Below are 19,287 nucleotides of genomic sequence, written 5' to 3'. Positions count from 1 at the left end.
ATCGAATTCACAATGAGCCAACAGGACCGAGTATCTATGCGGGGCGCAACACCAAGATGACTAGCCGGCTCCATCTCACCCATACGCATCATTCAAAGCGCTGTTCCCGTCGACTGTGATCTTCCGCCTCCCTCTGTCGCTCTCTTCGCACTGTGAGCTCGATCCGTTCAAGCCTCTCCGCCACAAGATTCCTAACTTCGGCCAATGGATGCTCCAGCAGCTCAGCAAAAGCTTTGGCCCGAATTTCTATGATGTCAGCCAACGAGCTAGACCAACTCATGGGCTGGATTCCGGCAAACATCACATCGACGATGCATTGCTTGTCCACTGCGGCTTCCAGCAAGCCTTTGATGGACGCACTGAGGACAACGCGTTTGGGATGTTCTAGTGGTATATCGGTTGCCTCTACAGTTGAGTAGGCGCAGGTCGCTGCGGCAACACCCACGATCCGATCTTGATCACCTCGACACCAGGTAATCAACCGATCCACCGGCATACTATTGAGTGACGGCGAAGCACCTCCGAAACGACACTTGAAAACGCGATCAATCAAACGACGCTCCCTATCGTCGCCCGTGAAGATCTCTCCAAGGACAATCTCCGGGAAGTTGCGGAATAGCGTTGTCATGAGGACTTCGAAATCAGAGCTGCGAATTCTAAGATCATCCAACCCTTCGCAAAGCAACCTCACGATCTCCTCGACTTCCTGTTCTGGAGCAGACTCAGATAGGCACTGCTGGGCGATCCGCTTGGTCCCTCGGATGCGATTCAATTCAGTCTGTCCGCGCTTCCCCCCGAGTAGAGCGCGAATGGCGTCGCGCCCTGTCGAAAGGAGATCTTCACTCGGCACGTAGTTTCCGCCCCTCCCCGCGAAGAATCGCATTTCTAGCACACTAAGCGTGGTGTAGAAGCCATCATGGCGCTGGTTCAATATGGTGAACAGTTCCGCGAGCTCGCTGTCGGTAAGGGACTCGTGCATGCGGCCATAGGCAAGCTGTCCAAACCGCCACGCTTCGAACTCTTCCCCTCGAGCCAACTCAATCAGCATATTGAACCCCCATGGGCCAATCTTGATGGCGCTGAGCAGGTAGATGAAGAAGGTCCGCAACAAGGGATGATCTAGCACCCGCTCCAACATCACCATGGCCAAGCGGGGGTCGATATCGTTTGCAGCGCTGATATAGCCTTGAAGCACCTGTGGATTGAGCTTCGCAGGCGCCTGCAGTTGCACCAGGCTCAAAAGACGCTCATAAGTGGCAATTAGGTCGACGCTGCCTTGCGCCAGCCCAATGCCGAAAGGATGCAGTGCATCGAACTCGCCCGACCAAAGCCCTGGACCCAATCGCTCTAAGCAACCTAGCTCTGCTGCGGCCATCTCACCAAGAGAGATGACCTTCTCTTTGATCATCTCGTCACTGAAGGCTACTTGCCCCCCCCTACTCTCGATGTGATCCCAAGTATTGGACAGCACATAGGCCTCGATCTCAGAATAGAGGTCGGATGGTGCCGCAACGCGCGAAAGTGACTCCAGCCGAGCCAGTAGATCAGGATGAGCTGAGTCGCCATCGAAGCCAAGCGTCTTCTTTACCGAGACCCACATCTGCGGCCATTCCCCTTTCGAAGCATGACTTCTGACTATCTCCTCGAGATCATCAAAACAGCCCGCAAACGTCCATAGTTCCCGGAAATGACCTGCCAGAAGTGAGCGCGCCCAGTCGCGAAGAGTCAAGTCATCACATGTCAGCACCGGTCGCAGCAAGTTCAAGAAGCCGATATACCACTCGAGCTCTTCGGCACGCGTTCGCGGCTGCCAGCCAGCATCACGTCTACGTGCACCGAAGTCGAACGCAGAGAAAGACGTCCAGTGCGTCGCTTCGAACGCAGCATGGAACAGCTCGGCTGCGATCTCGCGATGCCTCTCGGTGCCCGACTCGAGTAGCTTGCTGACAAACGCACACCGCCGTTCTGGTCGCGCCAGCGTACCTGACAGGTGCAACGAGAACAGATGCCGCATCTGTCCAACTATGCTGTCCCTGTTCTCACCTGACTTCTCGCCCTCGGAGAACTTCAGCATGACCGTCGCAGCACGATCAAACTTATCGTCGTCGTAAGCTAGCTGGTGCAGCAGGCGCACGAACAACCTGAAGTTTCGGTTCTCGCGCGAGGCAAAGCCTGGCTTGGTTGCGGCGTTCTCGATCAGCTGCAGCACGGTCTCCGGGAATACCGGCGCTATGTATAGCAATGCAGACAGCGTGCCTTCGTTACACGATCCAATATCATGCAGCGGTCCGCCGGGGCTCACCCAACTATTTGCCATCCGAACCGCAGGCTCGAAATCGTGCAGGTATCCCAGTCGATGCGCACATGAGACGAAAAGTCGGAGGTTCTCTGGCTTTAGCAGCTCGGCATTGATTGCATCGACAGGGATGTTCTCCAGCGCACGCTTCGCCAAACGATTGGCAAGTGCATGAGGAAGAACTGCTCTCCACTCACCACGACTCTGCGCGAGCTGACGACGCATCAACTCAGCCTGAGCCCGATGCAGACCACGACGATCGAGGCCAACGATGGCACTTAGGACGCCAAGCTCATCATTGAACTCGGACGAGGAGACATTGAAGGAATAGACGAGCGATAGCGCTTCAGCGCATTCCAGAAGTTCATTGGACGCTCCTTTTCGTTGACTGAACAACCTATGGAAAAGGTCCTCGTCGGAGAAGTTTGTCAACGTCTCATCTGCATCTACCCGGCTGGCCAGCGCGATCGCGATGCGCGAATTGCCGCCGGAAAATTCGGCGATTTTGCCCGCGTTCAACTTCCCGATGTCTGGGTGCCGCCGCTGGATCAGCATCGAGACCGTCTCCTCGCTGCACGGCTCGAGGTGGATCACTTCGGTTTCCTCAGGACGATCGTCCGAGATGTCGTACTCGATTGTCAGAAGGCTGAGCATCGCGCTACTTGCGGAGACCTGCTTCTGCAACTGCCGATGCACGTCTGGCGGGCAGTTGTCCAGCACCAATTGAACCGCATGATCGTTAGCAACGATGTATGAAACTAGCTCGGATGCCGTCGGTGTCAAGTTCTCACCCAGGTCGGCGTAGATTGCGCTAGCTGGTGACAAGGCCTCCTCACCAACGTTCGCCTCAAACAGGGCCTGCGCGAATCGCGTCTTCCCCACTCCGGAGAGGCCGGTGATGCGCACCGCACTACCGCGGCGGCGCAACCGTTCTCGAGCTAGATGTATACCCTCAGAAACAGGCATAGGAGTCTTTGCGCTCGAGTTCGCGTCAATCACGCAGGGGTGGTCATCAACAAGGAATGCGTCGTTCTGGGCTGGGGGAGTAGCTGCCCACCTCCCGAAAGGCCTCCAGCCGGACAAGGGGCGGCCGAGGCGCGCACGAACCCACAGCGCAACGCTTGGATGCCGCCGTAGCCAAGTCGCCAATCGATCTCGACCATAAAAGTCAACGCGCAGAGACGCTTTTCCAGGAAGGGTCTCCGCGACCGCCTCCATCGCCCGCACTCGACTCGCCAACATGCTGTCTGAACAATCGTCCTTGCCACTAACGATAATGTAGGCACCATTTCGATCGGCAAGATCTGCAAGTACGAGCTTTGGGGTGCCACCCTCCAACATCTCGTCCCTGCATGCCGCCGCACCCATAGCATGCTTCTTGACCTGGAAACCGCAGATCCCACGAGGAACAAAGCCGTCGTTGGACGGCAAGTCCATAGCCTCAATACGGACATCCAAACCGCCATCAGGTGCCTCCTGCGCACCTCCCCACATAACGCTCTTCGGCCGACGCCCCTGCTGGATTACCTCCGCTTCGCAAAGACGGGCAACCAATTCACGCAGATCGCCAGCACTGAGCGCTGTGATATCTACAGCATCAAGTTCAAAAAATCTCATGATTCCCTTCCCGCAATGATCGGGGCACGCGCATCAAGGCATTAAAGACGGCGCAAAGCAATTTGTCGCCTAGGTCAGACTGCCCAGAATTCTAGGAGCCTGGAAACTGTGGAAGGAGAACCTCCTGCTCCAGCGTCCCCGGATGCGTTTCCACATGAATGGCCAAGTCATTCCACCCGATGGATCGACAAGTTCGAGATATTGCGCTAGACACCGATTCAGCCGTTGGCTTGAGAGCGTAACCGAGACCAATGAGCTCCCTGGGATCCATCAACCACGGCTTCAGGGTGAACCCCGCCTCGGCGGCAGATCCTGCGATGACGGCGCCAATTCTCATCCCCCCCTCATCCAAGTCGCCGAAATGAAACGCCTGAGTTGTCTGGCAAGGAAGTGATTTCAAGATCAGCATGTAGACCTGTCTCCAGGATGGGGACGGCATACCACCGGTATAGAGCAGCACGAGGCCGACTTGATCAGATGCAGCTTCAGCAAACTCATGGAATGTCTGTCGATTCTCTATGGTGAGAACACGCCAACTCAACACGGCTGGATTCGGCACGAATCCAGTGATGTGGGCAGGAGCGAAGCCGAGATATGGATGAACCACTCCCACCACCGTAGTCGACGTAACAACCGTAAGCGGACCTGAGATCAGTACGGGCAATGGTTCCTTGTGCAGGCCTATGGCCGAGAAGACCTCGCTACTATCAAGTCCAGATGGTGCAATAGAGTTGAACCAAAGCAAATCGATCCATTTCACGATGCCCTCCACTCGCTTGCTGTCACCAAACATCATGGCCGAAACCCGGCGCAACAGTTCGTCCCTGACGACACCTCGCCTTGCTGAAATGAGTCTGATTGCATCCAGTATTTGCGCTACAGAAGCATCGGTAGCCTCTTGCCCGCGAACCTTATGGCCCAGCGACCAGCGCTCAATGACCTCGGTCAGTACGGGGAAAAGGCCGGTGTGAGTGTCCAGCATGGAACGGGCCTCTGATACGGAATCACGACGAAGTCGTGCGCCCAAGAAGTTCGCCAGCTTTGCGAGGTTCAGTACGGCAACGCCCGCAACATCTAGAGGCGGCTGCACCATCACCTTGGCCTTGATTTCGATGGCTCCAGAGCGCTCAGCCAGTTCAAGTTCGGAACGAAACGCTCTTGCATCCTCGATGCTGCGCAGGCTGAAGAACTCTGGGCATGATGACTCCGTCAGCCTGAGAGCTATTCGCTCATCCTTGCCACGACTCACTGCATTCTGGGAGCGATTGAAAATTGACGTAAGGAAGGCCCGGGCTATAGTCATGCAACGACCCCTTCCCCATGGGGCATTCGACTTGCTTCAACACGCTTGAGCTCCTCCTCGAAAAGCTCGGGATGCTTGCGCCAGTTATCGGAATCCAGAATTACATGACCATCGTCATCAATGCGTACGTGTTTGATGGAGATAAGATCGTCGTCACGGTACATCTCGATGTAGGTATCCACCGATTCGTTGATCTTACCCAAGGCATCGTCCGGTGCCGCGACGATGGGCTGAAGGCCCAATGCCTTCAGGTACTCAAAGACGGCACGGGTATTCACTGAGTCAATCTTGTCACCCAACTCATCGAAAATTATCAGCGACATGCCGCCTTGATCACCGCGCAACTTTCCCAATGCGCGCGCCATCGACGCTGCAGCAACGATGAAAAGAGGCGCGCGGTGCTCGCCCCCGGAACCCTTGTCCATGCGCTTTGAGAAGTCGGTCACCGTCACACCATTGCTGCGAACGTCAATCTCGAAGTTGAAGAAATTGCGATAGTCCTCCAGAAGCCTGTTGGCCTCTGCATCCTTTCCCTCAAGCATCGCCCTGAACTCAGGAGGAGCATCCACCTGTCCAGAGAAGATATCCCCCTCCGGTCCCGCACCAGCCACCTTCAGTATGAATTTGTACAGCGACTCATGATCTTTATTGAGATTGGTGACGAAGTGATACTTCTCGTTGTTCGAGAATGGCGGCAAGCGCTCCATCGTACTGTTCAGCTCATTGAGCGTGCTGCGCATGCTGGCGAAGTGGTCGCTCAGGCGGGCGGCGATCTGCACCTTGAACGTTTGCTCTGCCGCTTCTGCAGCTTCCGCGGAAAGCACTTGGTAGTGATGGAGCTCGGATTCCTCTAGCCGTTGCTTCTCCTGAGCCATCGTCTCGCACATGGCACCCAAGTCGCCCACCGCGATATCCATCTGCGGATCGAATTGGTTTGCGTATGTAGACATGTCACTTGCCAAGGCCTGCACCTGGGAAGACAGCTGATTGCCACTTCTAACCGTAGCGTCACTAATCTTCGCCACAATCGTATGCAGCGATAGGCCGGAACCATCAAACTCATCGCGTTTTGTTTCGAACCACTCATCACCCACGTATTCATTGCGGCGACTGAGAGCCGCCTTTGAGCAGATTCCGTTGGTTCTATCCGCAAGCTCGTCTAGCCGTCTCTGTGCTTGCCGGAAAGCCTCACCATGAGTTCCGACGTCTCTGCTGCTTTCTTCCAGCTTCGACTGTGCTGCCAGGGCAGCTCGCCTTGCCTCTGTGATGAGCAGCTGACGAGCAAGGAGATCAGGTGCGCTTGCGATCTCTTGCATCGCCGCCTTTGCATCAAGCGCGGATTGCTCCTGAATGTGCGAGTTCAGCCATCTTTCAATGTCCTGGATACGTCCTTCAAGTCCCACCAACTTCTCAAGGGCTTCAACCAACTGGCGCGACCGGTTCGCCTCCTGCTCGCATTCGGCTGCGTTCTGCCCCAAAGTGCTGCGCTGCTGCCGAAGCACCGCCAGGCGATGGCTCGCATCTTGGCGTCCCAACACCAGTTCCGTTGCAGACAAGGGGCGTCGACGGCCGAAATCAGCACGTCCAGCCTGCTCGCCAGTACGGGTGAAGCCCTCTGGGCTATCCGTGGTGACGCGCTCCAATCGCTCCAGCCGGCCGAGTCGAAGACGGATATAGTCCACCGCCACTTGATTGTCACCCGCGATCAGGTGCGCGAGACCCATTGGCGGAACCACACCCATATCCGCCTTCGACTTCACCGGGTTCACCAACAGTACTGAATCCGGCTTTGTATCCCACGGAATCTTGTTGAAAACGGACAAGGCATCCTCAAACTTGCCGCTACGGACAACCAGGGCAGTGCGCGAACGACCAAGGAATCCCTCGATTACGGGTGCCCAGTCGGCATCTGTGACTGTAACCAAATCGCAGACGGGCGTGCACAGAAGTCCTTTGTCTCCAAGTATGTTCACAACTGCTTGGACGGCCGGCGGGAGTTCCGCTTTGCCTTCCTGGATGCGTTTGATCTGCTCGTTAGCGATCCTAAGTTCATTTCCAAGCTTGGACAGCCTCTGCTCGTCATGGTCTAGCTGACGCCGTGCCGACTGGATGATCGGAGCAACCCGCATGCTGGACTCGCGCAATGCTGCCGAGGCCTGCGAAACGTCAAGCACAAGCGCATCGGATACGGATGTACTGGAAACCGCATCAAGAAGCTCAACCCACGGCATCGCCAGATGCTGCCAGCCTCCGAGATCGGGTTTCACGCGGTTGGCCTTCTCGAAGCCCGCCACCACCTCGCGAATGGCCTGGGCCACGTTGGTTTTGATAGGTCTAAGTGATCTCTCTCGTTCGCTGGCCAGGTCACGGGCGGCACTGATCGCCGGATCTGCTGCTGATTGAAGCTCTAGTTCGATGTACACGCCGTTGAGTCGATCATGCTCCGCCTTGGCGCTGTCGACTGCATTCTGCGCTGCCTGATGCCTGTCCCGCGCTTCATGCAGCGTAGTTTGTGCCGCATCAACAGCATCCATGTGTTGTTCACGCTCATAGTCATCCAACAGCGCCCTATAGGTCGCTGCGTGCATCCGAGTCTGAGTAGCCTTATGACCGGCTGCGATCAAGCTTTTGACGTTCTCAAGCCTGTCCAGTGTTTCCAGAACCTTGGCTTGAAGCGAGCGCAGATTGTCGAGCTGGGAGCGGAAGTTCTTGAGCTCGATAGGATAGGCATCGACAATGTAATTTCGAACAAAGCTGCTGGTGTCAGGAACTTTCTGCAGATTAAGCGCATTCTTCATCGCTCGCCGAAAAGCTCTCGGGTCGATGCTGCCCCCTCCTTTGGGGCGCAAGGCGAACAACATTGCTTCAACCTGCTTCTCCGCCGACGGAGGCACTGCGAGCCTACCATTCACGCGACTGACTGCGTCCTCCATCAGCTTATTGAACGTTCCCCAGGCCAACGGCAAAAGTTCCGCCTCGGCGTTCGCTTCAAGATGATCATCTAACGCGAGCGCAACCCCTTGGACCACATAGCGCCCGTAGACGTGCAGCTTTGGGTCGCCCACTGACGCGCCCAGGGCCAGGCCAACCGAAACCGGCGGCAATTCGCCCTCAGTGTCGCGAAACACCATGGTCAAATAGGACGTCGCATTCTCACGAATATGCTCGTCACCGCGATAGTAGCCGAGGCAGTATTCGCGCACTGAACGCCCTCGAGTGCCTGATACCCCCCCTGACTGCGCATTGAGATCGATTTGATTCTGATCCCCTCCGTACAAGACGATCTGCATCGCATCCAGAATCGCAGATTTTCCAGATCCGTTAGGCGCCACAATGCCTGTTGCAGGGCTAAAGCTCAGGGTTTCGGCACGGAATAGGAAAAACTGTACCAAGTGAAATTTCTCAAGCAGATACATCGCCATCCTCCGTGACTTCATTCATTGCGTCGAAAGTAGCCGCATCCCCCTCACCTGCCACTTCCTTACGGAAGGATTCCAGATGGCTCAAGTATTCCTTCCGCAGCAGATCTCCGATCGCGGGATGGATGCGAACCTTCGCGAGCTGATTCCGTACATCGTCCTTGTCCTCAAAGGCAGCAATCCCCCAGCGCTTGAACTTGGTCATCAAAGAGCGGAAGTCCCCAGGCGAGGGAAAGTCCCTGCCCGTTTCCTTCTCGTAGTGCTCTTGCAAGTCAGGCAAATCGACGAAAGTTTCGCCATTTGGCTCTTCGCGCCCCTCGAAACGGACGCGATGATGAACGCCGGCGAGCACCAACAGCAGCAGGGTTTCGTCCTTGCTGGCTCGCTGTTGGGTCAGTACGTGCACGGGCCGCGCCACGATGTACTGGTAGTTGGTGTCGTGCAACAGCTCGATGCCAAGGGGACGAACTGCCTGCTCAAAGTCATTGATATTTCGGCTGACAATGCCGTAATCCTTCCGGGTCGCCCGGTCAGAGGCGGACAAGACCTGATGGGTTACTAGCCGATAGGCCGCCTGCTCGTAGTCCTGCTCTTCGTACATAGTGTCGCGGCTAAGCGCCTTTTCCCAGTGGCGTGCCATGTCATTTCACCTTGGTGATGTAGAAGTCCGGCATGTCCAAATACGGCCCGGCAATTCGTTCATCACCGGCGCTTTGGAAGCGATATCCAGGTAGTCGCTTTGAAATTCCTTCATGGTGCTTCTTTCCGAGGCCTGTCATTGCTTCCTGTGCGTAGGTGGACAGCGTCTGCACCATTCGAAATTGCTTGATACCGGTGATGGGAAGCTGAGACGCCCGGATCTGCCTACCTCCTCCCATGACACCCTGCAAGTACACCCTCACCTCTGTTGGCATGGCGGTACGCGCATCACGCGCACGCCTGTGCAGGTTCATCCGCGCCTCCTGCTCGGCTGTCATCTGCCGCGGAGAATCCGCGGTCCTGGGAATGGGCGGACGGGCGATGCGTGGTTGAAACAGGAGTTCACCGGAAAGCAATGCTCCGGGCCCAACGGGCATGGAGGCGTCGAAGTTCTCCGCAGCATTGACTCCGGCGATAGCCTTTTTGATCCGTCTCTCGAGCTGGCCCGGCGCGCGAAGCTGGTACTCGATCATGGCCAGCATGCGACGCTCGATATGGCGCTGATCCTGGCCCAAGCGATCGAAGTAGTCTTGCAGACGATAGACATTGCTCAATCGCCTGATCGCCTTCTCATAGACAGCCTCAGCCGTGCCTTTATCACCTTTGTAGCGTCGCTCGGCCAACCACACGATGATCCGTTCCCGATGATCCCCGTAATGGATTTCCTGAGTTAGGCTCAACACCTGCGCCTTTCGTGCGAGGGGGTGATCGGCGCCAGCCAAGTCCGCATAGTCAGCCATGACGTGCTTGGAAATGTAGTCTTCAAACAACCGACGGATAGCCGCCCCGGGGGTCGCGGACTTGAATATCTCGCGCTGCAGGGTACGCACGTTCAGACTCATGGCGGCAATCCCGGACAGAAGCGCATGGGCGCTGTCGCCGGCGTTTACGAAGTCGTCACCGTAGACATTGCTTGCAGGATCAAGCACCCGACGTAATGTGTCTTCAATGGAACGCATCTTCGCGCCCACCATCGCCGGCGTGTCTTCTGTGAAGACCTGCAAGGTGGCAAGGAAACGGCTTACCACAGCAGTCATGGACAGAGTGCGCGTGAGTCCCACCTGCTCTTCTTCGAACCAGCCATTCTCCGTGAGATGGCTCAAGTACATGTTGGCGCGAATGTTGAGCGGAGTGAGCTGGCCTACCCCCTCTTCTGCCTGCCAAGCGTCATCGTGTTCGAGGTAGTTCTCGATGAACTGCGTCAACTGCCGCCGTTCCCAGCCGGTCGCCGGGGGAACCTCAGCCTCTGGCCCGAAGAATTCTTCGTACAGACCCAAGAGCAGCCGCCAGTAGTTCTCCCGATTTGCCGAGGCCAATGGGCGAAAGAGTTGCGATGGCAGTACCTCAAACAGAGAGCTGGACACTGTGCAACTCCACAGAAGTTGGGCTATCTACTTCACATTAGCATAAACGCTAACATATCATAAACGCTAACTTAGCATCAATGCTAAGCTGCGTGTCATCTGACCCCGGCCCAGCCCCATGCCCCGCCCCCGCCCCAATCCAAACAAAAGTCCGGAAACACTTCGAGCCATCGAAACGCTGCTCCTCTGGGAGGGGCAAGTCACCAATGAGCGAGTACGCCAAGTGTTTGATCTGCATATCACCACGGTAAGTCGATTGCTAACCCAATATGCTGAACTCAATGGAGGCGGCCTTGAGTACCGAAGCCATGTGCGCGGATACGTGGCGATGTCTGGCTTCAGACCCCTCCTAACCGAAGGGCTGATCGAAGAGTACCTTGCGTTTGAGCGCCCCCAGGAAGCTACAGGCTTTATCGAGAGCTCCCAGCTTATCCTCGGCGGCGTTGAACGACGCCACTTCGCACTGCTTAATCGTGCCTGCAGAGAGGGCAAGGGGCTCGTTGGCGAGCACCGGTCCATGCGCAACCCAGCACCTCGCACCAAACGACTGTTCCCTCATGCGCTGGTGCAGGCAGGCAGGCGCTGGCATGTTCGCGCATTTGTCATCGCCGAGGACGAGGCGGAAGCCGGACGCTTCCTGGACCTGTCTATAAATCGGCTGAGCGGCTTGAAACAGCTGGCTGATCCTCGGCCAGAGCGGGCCGAGCCTAGCCAGGACGCCGCCTGGCAGACACAGGTAGAGCTGTCGATCGTCCCCCATCCGCATCTGACACCAGATCAGAAGGATATGGTGCGTATCGAGTATTTCGGAGGTAAGGCAGCCTACAGGTTAAGAACCCGTGCCGCACTACTCCAATACCGACTACATGAACTGCGCTGCGCCACCGATGCAGAGAAGGAGCCGCCGAACGAATTTCACCTCTGCGTCGACGATCCAACCGCGATCCAACCGTGGCTATTTGGCGAGCTGAATTAGCGGATGGCATGATCGTAGCCAAACTTGAGGCCCGGCACGGATACCGCGCTACCCCTGCCTGGGTAGCTACCCTACATAGGAACCGTATCAGATGGACGCCATTGGCATTCAAAGCCAATTCTCCGTCTGTACCTCAATGATCAGGTCGATGAGCCGTGCCCTCGTGTCCCTATCGATCGAGCGCCAAATGCAAACTACCGCCCCAGCTGCGGCATGGTCCGGGGCATTCAACTCTAGCCCTTCGCTTACTCGGCATTGAGGTGACCAATCCCTACCTAGGCGATTACTGATTGCCCACTTCATAAACTCATGGCACTCTGGGTTGGCATCATTCTGGTCACAGGGGGCCAGGTATGGGCAGTCTGCATCAAATCCACAGTCGCAACGGCCGTATCGGTGCCGGAACCGATACGAAGCCAGAGGATATCGACGCTATCGTCACGGCGCTTCGTAAGGACGGGCGTGGTCATTTGCTGCTTTACTTTCACGGGGGCCTGGTCGACAAGGCCGCGGGTATCGGTATTGCCCAGCGACTTGAGGGGCGCTTTTCTCAATCGGCCTATCCGGTTTTTTCCGTGTGGGAGTCGGGTTTCGTTGAAACGATCCGCAACAACCTGCGCGAGCTGCCGGATGAGCCGGTATTCAAGAATCTGGTGCGCAAGGCGCTAGAGTACGCGCTCCGCCGCTTGGGAGGTAGCAACGGCGCCCGGACCATCACGCCGGGCAACGTCGATGCAGGGAAGGTCCGCCAGGCAGTTGATACATATTGGAGCGATCCCAGTCGCAATCACGTGCCCTACCGTGATTTCAAACCTGTAGTGGGGCCCTCAGGTGCGCGTGCGGCGAGTGCGCTGATCGACGACGCCGAGATCGAAGCCGACTTGCAAACCGACAGCGAGTTTGTGGTCGCCATGCAAACCCTGCCAACCGCGTTAGACGAAGCACGCGATGCATTCATCGGGGGCGGAGCGAGCGTTCGAGATACCCCGTTCTCGCAGGCGGTATCAACGCAGGTCGCCGGGGTCGAGGGAGGCCGCGGGTTGATCGTCTGGTTCAAAGTTTCCCTTCTGGTGAAGCGCATCCTGCAGGGTGTTCTGCGTCGGTACGCGGATCAACGCGATCACGGCCTGTATGCAACGGTCGTAGAGGAAGTGTTGCGTGGTGTTCATTTTGGTGGCAGTGGACTCAATGAATGGGGCAAGGCACTCCAGTGGAACCGCATGAAGCAGGACTCACTCGATGCGTTCGGCGACGGCTCCGACCTGTATGCCGGAACTGCGCTGCTGGAGCGGCTGCGTGCCGCCCATGCCTCTGAAGGGCTGCTATCGAGGATCACTCTAGTCGGCCACAGCACTGGCGCCGTCTACATCGCCAATTGGCTTGACAAGGCATCAGAGCTTCTGCCGGCCGAGATTGCATTCGACGTCGTGTTCCTGGCGCCCGCCATCACCTACGAGCGCTTTGCCGCCACGATCACCCAACATGGCGATCGCATCCGTCACTTCCGCTTGTTTGGCATGCGCGATGAATTCGAACGGGACGATCAGGTCGTCGGAGACGACTCTAAATTTCCCAATGGGCAGGACTGGAAGCGCTTCATCTATCCCAGCTCCCTCCTCTATCTGGTGTCGGGTGTCCTCGAATCGCGCCCAAATTCCGACGGAACGCTCGTCGACGAACCGGACATGCCGCTGCTGGGCATGGAACGCTTCTTCGCTTGGCACCACATCTACTCAGATAGCAAGTTTCCCGAAATAGGTGCAGTCCGCGCGTGGCTCGGAGCTGCACCGAACCGTACGATCTGGTCCAAGTCCCAAGGACAGACAGCAGGCTTGAACAGCACAAGCATTGATCACGGAGCTTTCGACGACGACGAAGATACGCTGCTCAGCGTTGAGAGCCTCCTCGGCGGATGGTGACATCTTCGAGAGCACGCCAAAGGTGCCCTTGTGTACGCAACAGGGAGAGATGTGGACATGCCGCGAGATGATCACTACGCGATCGTGCTGACAATTAACCGTTATCCCGGCCTGAGTGACCTCCATGGACCTGAGAACGATGGCGAAGAGTTCCGGCAATGGCTCCTCGATCCGGAGTACGGCGACCTGGACACCCGACGTATCCAAGTCATACGGTCGCAGGATTATGGCGTGGCAGCGACCCCGGACGACGCAAACCCGACCGAGAAGGAGCTCAAGAAGGCGCTTAATCTATGGCTGCGCACCCCGAACGGATGGCATGACCGCATTGGACAGCGCTTGTATCTGTTCTTCGCCGGACACGGGTTCACAGCCGGTTCGGCGATTCACGACCCGGCACTATTCTCGGCCGTCGCGCAAAACGGCGACACGGCGCATATCGCCGTCCTGCGTTATGCGTCGAAAATCGCCAACGCGGGTTTCTTTGATGAAATCATCCTGGTAACGGACTGCTGCCAGGACGTACTCAAGGCGAGCCAGGTGCTCGAGCCGACTTGGACCCCGCCGGACCGGCAACGAACGGCACACGTCCGATTGTTCCAGGCGTATGGAGCGCCGCGGGGACGTCAGTCCTTTGAGCGCAACATTGGCCCGGCCGGGCAGTCTCGCGGCCTGTTCACTAGCGTCCTACTGGACGCGCTGCGCAGCGCACCGCCTGACGCCGACGGATGGGTGACGGATCGCGCCGTCGCGGACTACTTCCAGGTGCTATGGGCCGATCGCTACGAACAGGAAACCGGATACACGCCACCACTGACTCCCGCAACGAAGCGGATTCGAATATATCAGCGCCCGGCGTCGGCGCCAGCTTCCGCGCTCCCACGCCGGGTTGCCGTCGACCTGAGCCGCATCATTGCTAAATTCGCGGCCATCGACCGGCAACCGGATCCTGACATCTCACCTTACCCACCCGCGCCGCCCACCGACATGACGCCAAATGGGCAGCTACGCAGTAGCCAGCTTCGCCAGCTCGAGCATCCCATCGTGGAGCTGACCCCGGGTCTGCATCTCGTCGTTACACCAGGGAATCTACCCGACGTCGCCTTCGAGGTTCCCTACCCGGTGCTGCCAGCTGCAGGCAACACCCCTCCCGTTGCTGCACCTATCGACATGCCCGCTTTGCGAACCGACGAGGTTGCAGCGCAGCCGGTGGTGTTGAGGACGGACAATCCCAACGCGCAGATCACGGTGCTCGATGCTAGCTACGCTCGTGTCAGCATCGGTACGGGAGTGGTCTCGCTGTCCTTAGCTCCGGGACTCTACAAAGCCCTGGTGCACGTCGGGGCCGAATCGGCGCAATCGCTGTTCGTTGTTGCGGATGCGCCCCTCGACCAGCGGTTGCCCGGGCCCGAATTTTCCGCGGCTGCGCCCGTCATCGGCACGTCAACCACGCACCAAAATCAGTCCCTTCATGCCGCTGAATACTCGATGATTCCGACGGAGCCAAGCCGCGATCTCAGCGAAATCGGTGAGGTCTTTGTCTTCGCGCGCGACTCCAGTTTCAGTCCCGACGGCTCTCTAAACCCCGCGCCACCGTGGCGGCAGTGGCACCTCAGTTCCCTTGTAGGGGCAACCTTGGAGGAGCGCCTCATCCACAGTGGTACGGACGACAGGCTCGGCTACGCCTACCTCAAATTAGCAGCAACAGCTGGCAGCCTCGCACTGCGAACGGCCAGCCCTTGGGACGAGTCGAATGAAGACGGACTGGTCGTCCCGGTGATTAAGGGGTGGCGTACCGAGATCTACCTTGACTGTACCTCAGCTCCGCCAACCCCTCCGATGGTGGACACTCAGGGCGCACGAATGCTCGACTTGGCGACTGCCTCCATCCATCTGGTCCGGATGGGAAGTGCGTCACTGCTGTTCGATCCGATCGGGCTTGCGACGGAGGCGGCGCGAGCGCAGCTTACAGTCGGCCGGGAGGTGGCGGTGCCATCAACCGAGCAAGCAATGGCCAGCCCGATGTGGGCCTTGTACGCGGCCCTCGCTGCCTTCCAGCGGGGCGGGCAGCACATCGATACCGTTGGACAATGCGTTGCAGCCGTTCCTAAGGAAATCAGGGAGGGTCTATCCGATTTTGCGGTGCTCGCGCAATGGCTAGGCCTATCGAACGTGGCCCATCCGCTCCGTAACCCACCCGCGCTGGCGGCCTCATGGAGCCTTGCCTCAAAGCTGGAGGCGCGAGGCGGACTGGCCTCCGAACTGTTCGAGGAGATCGGCCAATGGCGGTCCGGTGGGAGTCTATGGACTCTCTGGCAGCGTTCAGTTGATGACCGCTGGTTGTTGCGAAATCGGCTTTCTGACCAGGCTATGGGCACTCTGAAGGGTAATGCACAGGGGATTGACGACGCGGCAACCCCGCAAGTGCTCGCCCCCGCCTGGTCACTGGACACCTGGGTTCCGGTCGAAGACGGCCTGAGGTGTCCTAATCCCACCCATAGCCCCTTCCAGCAAGCACTCCGTCGGCGTCTTCTGGATGCGCTGGCTGAGCGCCACACCGATGCCGACAGCGGCGCCTTCACCACTGTGTCGCTGCCACCCGAGTCCGATGTCTTCGCCTTGGCAGCGGAGCTCATGCTGTCGCCGATATACGCCATGGCCGCCTATAGCAAGCTGTATGCGGAAGCCCGCCGCCAATCCGACCTGGGCCCTCTCATCGAGTGGGTAACGGTGAACGGAGATGAACCCGACCCAGACTCGACAGCCACCAAGTCGAAGCGCAGCACTCACCTGCAATCAATGGACGACTACTGAGAGGCGAATCGTAAGCGCGGCCTTCACGCGAACCCCATCCAAGTATTCTTAGCGGTGTCTAGGCAAAGTTGTCCCAAGTCACTGCCGACCTGCGTTGCCAGCCCGAAGCGGTTATAGGTCAAGAATCTAGATGAGGTGCGACGCCCGGCCTACAGGATGACATCCTCCCGCGTGTTAGGCGGCTCTCAAGTAGCGCCATTTCTTGGTGGTCCTTGTGCCTTCGCTGTGGCAGTTTGCGATTCGGACCTCACACTACTCACATAGAATGCTGAAATGCCGGTAAGCGCCAATCTCGCCTACGACCTTCTCAAGACCGTGAGCAAACTGGAATTCCAGCTCCGACGGCACGGGGACTTCTTCCGGAAAGACCGGACGGGGCAACCGACGTCCGACGTGGCTTGGCGCAAGGTGCAAGAGCGCGTCCGAAAGTTGGGCGACGATTTCGCGTCAGAGGTTCCTGAGTCGGCGCGTGCGCGCCTTCTCTGTCAACGCGATGAGCGCCCCATGAAGCAGATGATTATTGAAGAGAACGGGAACTTGGTGGCCCGCTTTTGCCCCTGCCCATTGGATGCCGAATCGGATGCGGTCGCGCTGGTGGAAGCCATGCGGCAAGTCCGCAACAACCTCTTCCATGGTGGCAAAGAAGATTCGGAAGTGGATCCGTACGAAGAAGACAACGATTGGGTCTACGCCGCGACGCAGGTTGCGATTGCTCTCCAGCATGCGTTGTCTAACGGACGGCTCGACAATCGCGAATGAAACCACCTCACGAAACTCTCGGGACGGCCCTAGGCCGTTGACGAGCGTGCAGCAAGGGGCGACGCGGCGATTGGCATAGCGCTAGCTAAGGCGAGGGGTGCCGACTAAACGCAGCATTGGCCGGGGGCATTCATGGTAGGTCGGTCACATCAGATCCGTAATTCTGAGATCATCTGGGTCCGATCTTCTGAACCAGGCACGCTTGCGCGCCAAAGGCCGATGCTCGAATGATCGCGCACCTCGTCGAACTATCTCTCGCCCAAGGAGCTCAATAGCTGACTGCTTCCATGATCCTCTGGATGTAGTGACTAGTACGACCTTTTTCCCAGGGAACATGTTGCTCCTAACAAACTCCCAAGCCGGCGGCGCTGGGCAACCACGCCAGATGGGTGTTCCCAAATAGATAGCGTCATAGGGAGCTAGATCCATCCACGCGGGATTTATCCACGCGTCATCAAGACCCCCATCAGCCATAGCATTCACCCACCCGGCCAAGCCCAATGAGTAGTCAAATGCTTCGACAGCACGCAGATCGGCGTGTAACTGGTTCGCCAGATAACTAGAGGCTAAGGCGGTGTGCCCAGAGCGAGAGTAGTAGACCACCAGGGCATCGGGTAAAGGAGATCTCGATGGGGCCGGCGCCTTTAGCTTCTGAAGTTTCTCCAGCCTTCGTCGCGCTGCCCACACGACACAGCAATCAATCACCTTGATCCCAGCGGCAAGCGCGACGATGACTACGACGAGCTTGGTGATTAGCATCATTCAGTACTCTCCATCATGCACTCCCGCGTTACTTCTGTAGTCGCTCTGCGAGGTACTGCACTCAAGGACATTGCATGGTCGAACACCCGCGATCGTCGCCACCTACTATAGCGAGCGGCTAATAGTGAAGCTTCCGAACACCGGCGACTGGCGCTGGCCATAGAACTCCCGGGTGCTGTGGTAACGCGCCATTGCGAATCTCCAGCGCCCGCGCATCACCGCGATGCCGTAGCCGCCTTGGGCGACCACGTGGCGCTTGTCCACGCTGTGGCTGTTGCGGAAGGTATTGCCGTCCAGAGTGATGTCGCGGATTACCCATGCCGCGTCGGTGGTCGCAAACAAGTGCCAGGACCAGCCGCTGAGGCGGCCACCACGGGTCGGCGCGGTGTTCTCGCCGGCCGGGCGCAGCGGCGTGCTGCCGAAGTCGTCGGGCAGCTTCCAGCCGAAGCGCACTTCGCCACCGGCGTTGGCCTTGGTTTCCAGGTTGCCGATCGCACCGCCATAGTGACTGATCGCATCCCAGCCCCAGCCGCCGGCATTGACACTGGCATCGGCCGGCCAGCGGCGCATGCGCTCGTGGGTCAGCATGAACACCGGCTCGTTGTGCAGCTGGTTGTCCCAACCCTTGAACTTCTCGTCCCCTAGCGCGTCGTGCACGGCGTTCTGCACCTGCCTGCCCTGGGCCCAGGGCCCGACCACGCCCACGGCCAGCTGGGTGGTCTGCAGGCGGTCGCCGCTGCGTGCGTTGAAGCCGAAGCTGGCCAGCAGCACGCCGGCATACGGCCGGTCATCCTCGATCAGGTCGCGGCGGGTCGGGTCGGTGGGGGTGAAGATGGCCTGGCCGATGCTGAAGATCATGTTCTGCTGCTCGAACCTGCCGGGGTGCAGGCCTTCCAGGTACTGGTTCACCCAGCGCGCCATGCGCGGCAGGCACGGGTCGGCGGTGTAGTCGACCAGGTTCGGCGAGACCAGGGTCAGCTGCGCGCCGTTGGTATAGCCCTGGTCTTGGTGGCGGCCACCGAACAGGTCGTTGTCGACGCGGAAGCTGATCTGCGGCGGGTGATCGCGCATCGCGTCCGGGCCACATTGTTCGGCCGCCTGGGCCACCGGGGCTCGGGCAGCGGCCAGGAACACGAGTGCCGCCATCACAGACAACCGACTAAGCGCCAGTCTTTTCATGGGCTTGCTGCCATTTGACTCAATGTGAGGTTCAATTGAAGATCTAATGCGCTGTCGCAGTAGACCCGGAGGAAGGGGTTTGAGCCATACACCAGGCCATCAGCCGGCCGCACGCCAATTGCTTTCAAAGGCGGCGCATCCCTGCAGCAGTATCTAGCGCTCTTGGGCTCGCCAAGACGT

At 58.2% G+C, this 19,287-nt stretch carries 11 protein-coding genes; 4 read left to right on the top strand and 7 right to left on the bottom strand.

From position 1 onward, the window contains the following. Positions 1 to 88: 88 nt before the first annotated feature. The 5 genes from NMB40_RS08070 to NMB40_RS08050 all read right to left on the bottom strand — a co-directional run bounded on the left by NMB40_RS08070 (position 89) and on the right by NMB40_RS08050 (position 10,698). Positions 89 to 3,913, bottom strand: a complete 3,825-nt coding sequence (locus tag NMB40_RS08070; protein ID WP_051008550.1) for a hypothetical protein — start codon at positions 3,911 to 3,913, stop codon at positions 89 to 91. Positions 3,914 to 4,004: 91 nt separating this feature from the next. Further along, positions 4,005 to 5,216 (bottom strand): Wadjet anti-phage system protein JetD domain-containing protein, encoded by a 1,212-nt coding sequence (locus tag NMB40_RS08065; RefSeq protein ID WP_017354465.1) that lies wholly within the window; start codon positions 5,214 to 5,216, stop codon positions 4,005 to 4,007. Then, positions 5,213 to 8,638: an SbcC/MukB-like Walker B domain-containing protein gene (locus tag NMB40_RS08060; protein WP_037590701.1), complete on the bottom strand. Its 3,426-nt coding sequence runs from the start codon at positions 8,636 to 8,638 to the stop codon at positions 5,213 to 5,215. Before NMB40_RS08060 ends, NMB40_RS08065 begins: the two co-directional genes overlap by 4 nt. Next, on the bottom strand, positions 8,619 to 9,275 hold the full coding sequence (locus NMB40_RS08055; RefSeq protein ID WP_017354467.1) for a DUF4194 domain-containing protein: 657 nt from the start codon (positions 9,273 to 9,275) through the stop codon (positions 8,619 to 8,621). Before NMB40_RS08055 ends, NMB40_RS08060 begins: the two co-directional genes overlap by 20 nt. Before the next feature lies 1 nt (position 9,276). Further along, entirely contained in the window at positions 9,277 to 10,698 is a 1,422-nt protein-coding gene (locus NMB40_RS08050) for a Wadjet anti-phage system protein JetA family protein (RefSeq protein ID WP_049400904.1), read from the bottom strand. A 118-nt stretch (positions 10,699 to 10,816) separates the two neighbouring features. On the opposite strand from NMB40_RS08050, the gene NMB40_RS08045 reads away from it, so the two are divergent. The 4 genes from NMB40_RS08045 to NMB40_RS08030 all read left to right on the top strand — a co-directional run bounded on the left by NMB40_RS08045 (position 10,817) and on the right by NMB40_RS08030 (position 17,166). After that, a complete protein-coding gene (locus tag NMB40_RS08045; RefSeq protein ID WP_146027645.1) occupies positions 10,817 to 11,674 on the top strand; it encodes a BrxR family helix-turn-helix transcriptional regulator in 858 nt (285 codons plus the stop codon). A 353-nt stretch (positions 11,675 to 12,027) separates the two neighbouring features. Next, complete coding sequence (locus tag NMB40_RS08040) at positions 12,028 to 13,593, top strand: hypothetical protein (RefSeq protein ID WP_017354470.1); 1,566 nt, start codon at positions 12,028 to 12,030, stop codon at positions 13,591 to 13,593. 57 nt (positions 13,594 to 13,650) lie between these two features. Continuing rightward, complete coding sequence (locus tag NMB40_RS08035; protein ID WP_017354471.1) at positions 13,651 to 16,407, top strand: caspase family protein; 2,757 nt, start codon at positions 13,651 to 13,653, stop codon at positions 16,405 to 16,407. 504 nt (positions 16,408 to 16,911) lie between these two features. Beyond that, positions 16,912 to 17,166, top strand: coding sequence for a hypothetical protein (locus NMB40_RS08030; RefSeq protein ID WP_239669690.1), 255 nt, complete (start codon positions 16,912 to 16,914; stop codon positions 17,164 to 17,166). A gap of 144 nt (positions 17,167 to 17,310) precedes the next feature. On the opposite strand, the gene NMB40_RS08025 is transcribed toward NMB40_RS08030, so the two are convergent. Then, positions 17,311 to 17,925: a flavodoxin family protein gene (locus tag NMB40_RS08025; RefSeq protein ID WP_157804745.1), complete on the bottom strand. Its 615-nt coding sequence runs from the start codon at positions 17,923 to 17,925 to the stop codon at positions 17,311 to 17,313. 108 nt (positions 17,926 to 18,033) lie between these two features. Next, positions 18,034 to 19,074, bottom strand: a complete 1,041-nt coding sequence (locus NMB40_RS08020) for a lipid A deacylase LpxR family protein (RefSeq protein WP_017354473.1) — start codon at positions 19,072 to 19,074, stop codon at positions 18,034 to 18,036. Positions 19,075 to 19,287 lie beyond the last annotated feature (213 nt).

The organism is Stenotrophomonas sp. FBCC-B152, assembly GCF_059134105.1.
Note: the sequence above shows the minus strand (reverse complement) of the source record. Positions and strands in the feature narration are given on the sequence as shown.

Excerpts from the sequence above, each read along its gene's own strand:
- NMB40_RS08020 (WP_017354473.1), bottom strand. The coding sequence starts at position 19,074 with ATGGCGGCACTCGTGTTCCTGGCCGCTGCCCGAGCCCCGGTGGCCCAG.
- NMB40_RS08055 (WP_017354467.1), bottom strand. The coding sequence starts at position 9,275 with ATGGCACGCCACTGGGAAAAGGCGCTTAGCCGCGACACTATGTACGAA.
- NMB40_RS08065 (WP_017354465.1), bottom strand. The coding sequence starts at position 5,216 with ATGACTATAGCCCGGGCCTTCCTTACGTCAATTTTCAATCGCTCCCAG.
- NMB40_RS08045 (WP_146027645.1), top strand. The coding sequence starts at position 10,817 with ATGCCCCGCCCCCGCCCCAATCCAAACAAAAGTCCGGAAACACTTCGA.
- NMB40_RS08030 (WP_239669690.1), top strand. The coding sequence starts at position 16,912 with ATGAAGCAGATGATTATTGAAGAGAACGGGAACTTGGTGGCCCGCTTT.
- NMB40_RS08025 (WP_157804745.1), bottom strand. The coding sequence starts at position 17,925 with ATGCTAATCACCAAGCTCGTCGTAGTCATCGTCGCGCTTGCCGCTGGG.
- NMB40_RS08060 (WP_037590701.1), bottom strand. The coding sequence starts at position 8,638 with ATGGCGATGTATCTGCTTGAGAAATTTCACTTGGTACAGTTTTTCCTA.
- NMB40_RS08070 (WP_051008550.1), bottom strand. The coding sequence starts at position 3,913 with ATGAGATTTTTTGAACTTGATGCTGTAGATATCACAGCGCTCAGTGCT.
- NMB40_RS08035 (WP_017354471.1), top strand. The coding sequence starts at position 13,651 with ATGCCGCGAGATGATCACTACGCGATCGTGCTGACAATTAACCGTTAT.
- NMB40_RS08040 (WP_017354470.1), top strand. The coding sequence starts at position 12,028 with ATGGGCAGTCTGCATCAAATCCACAGTCGCAACGGCCGTATCGGTGCC.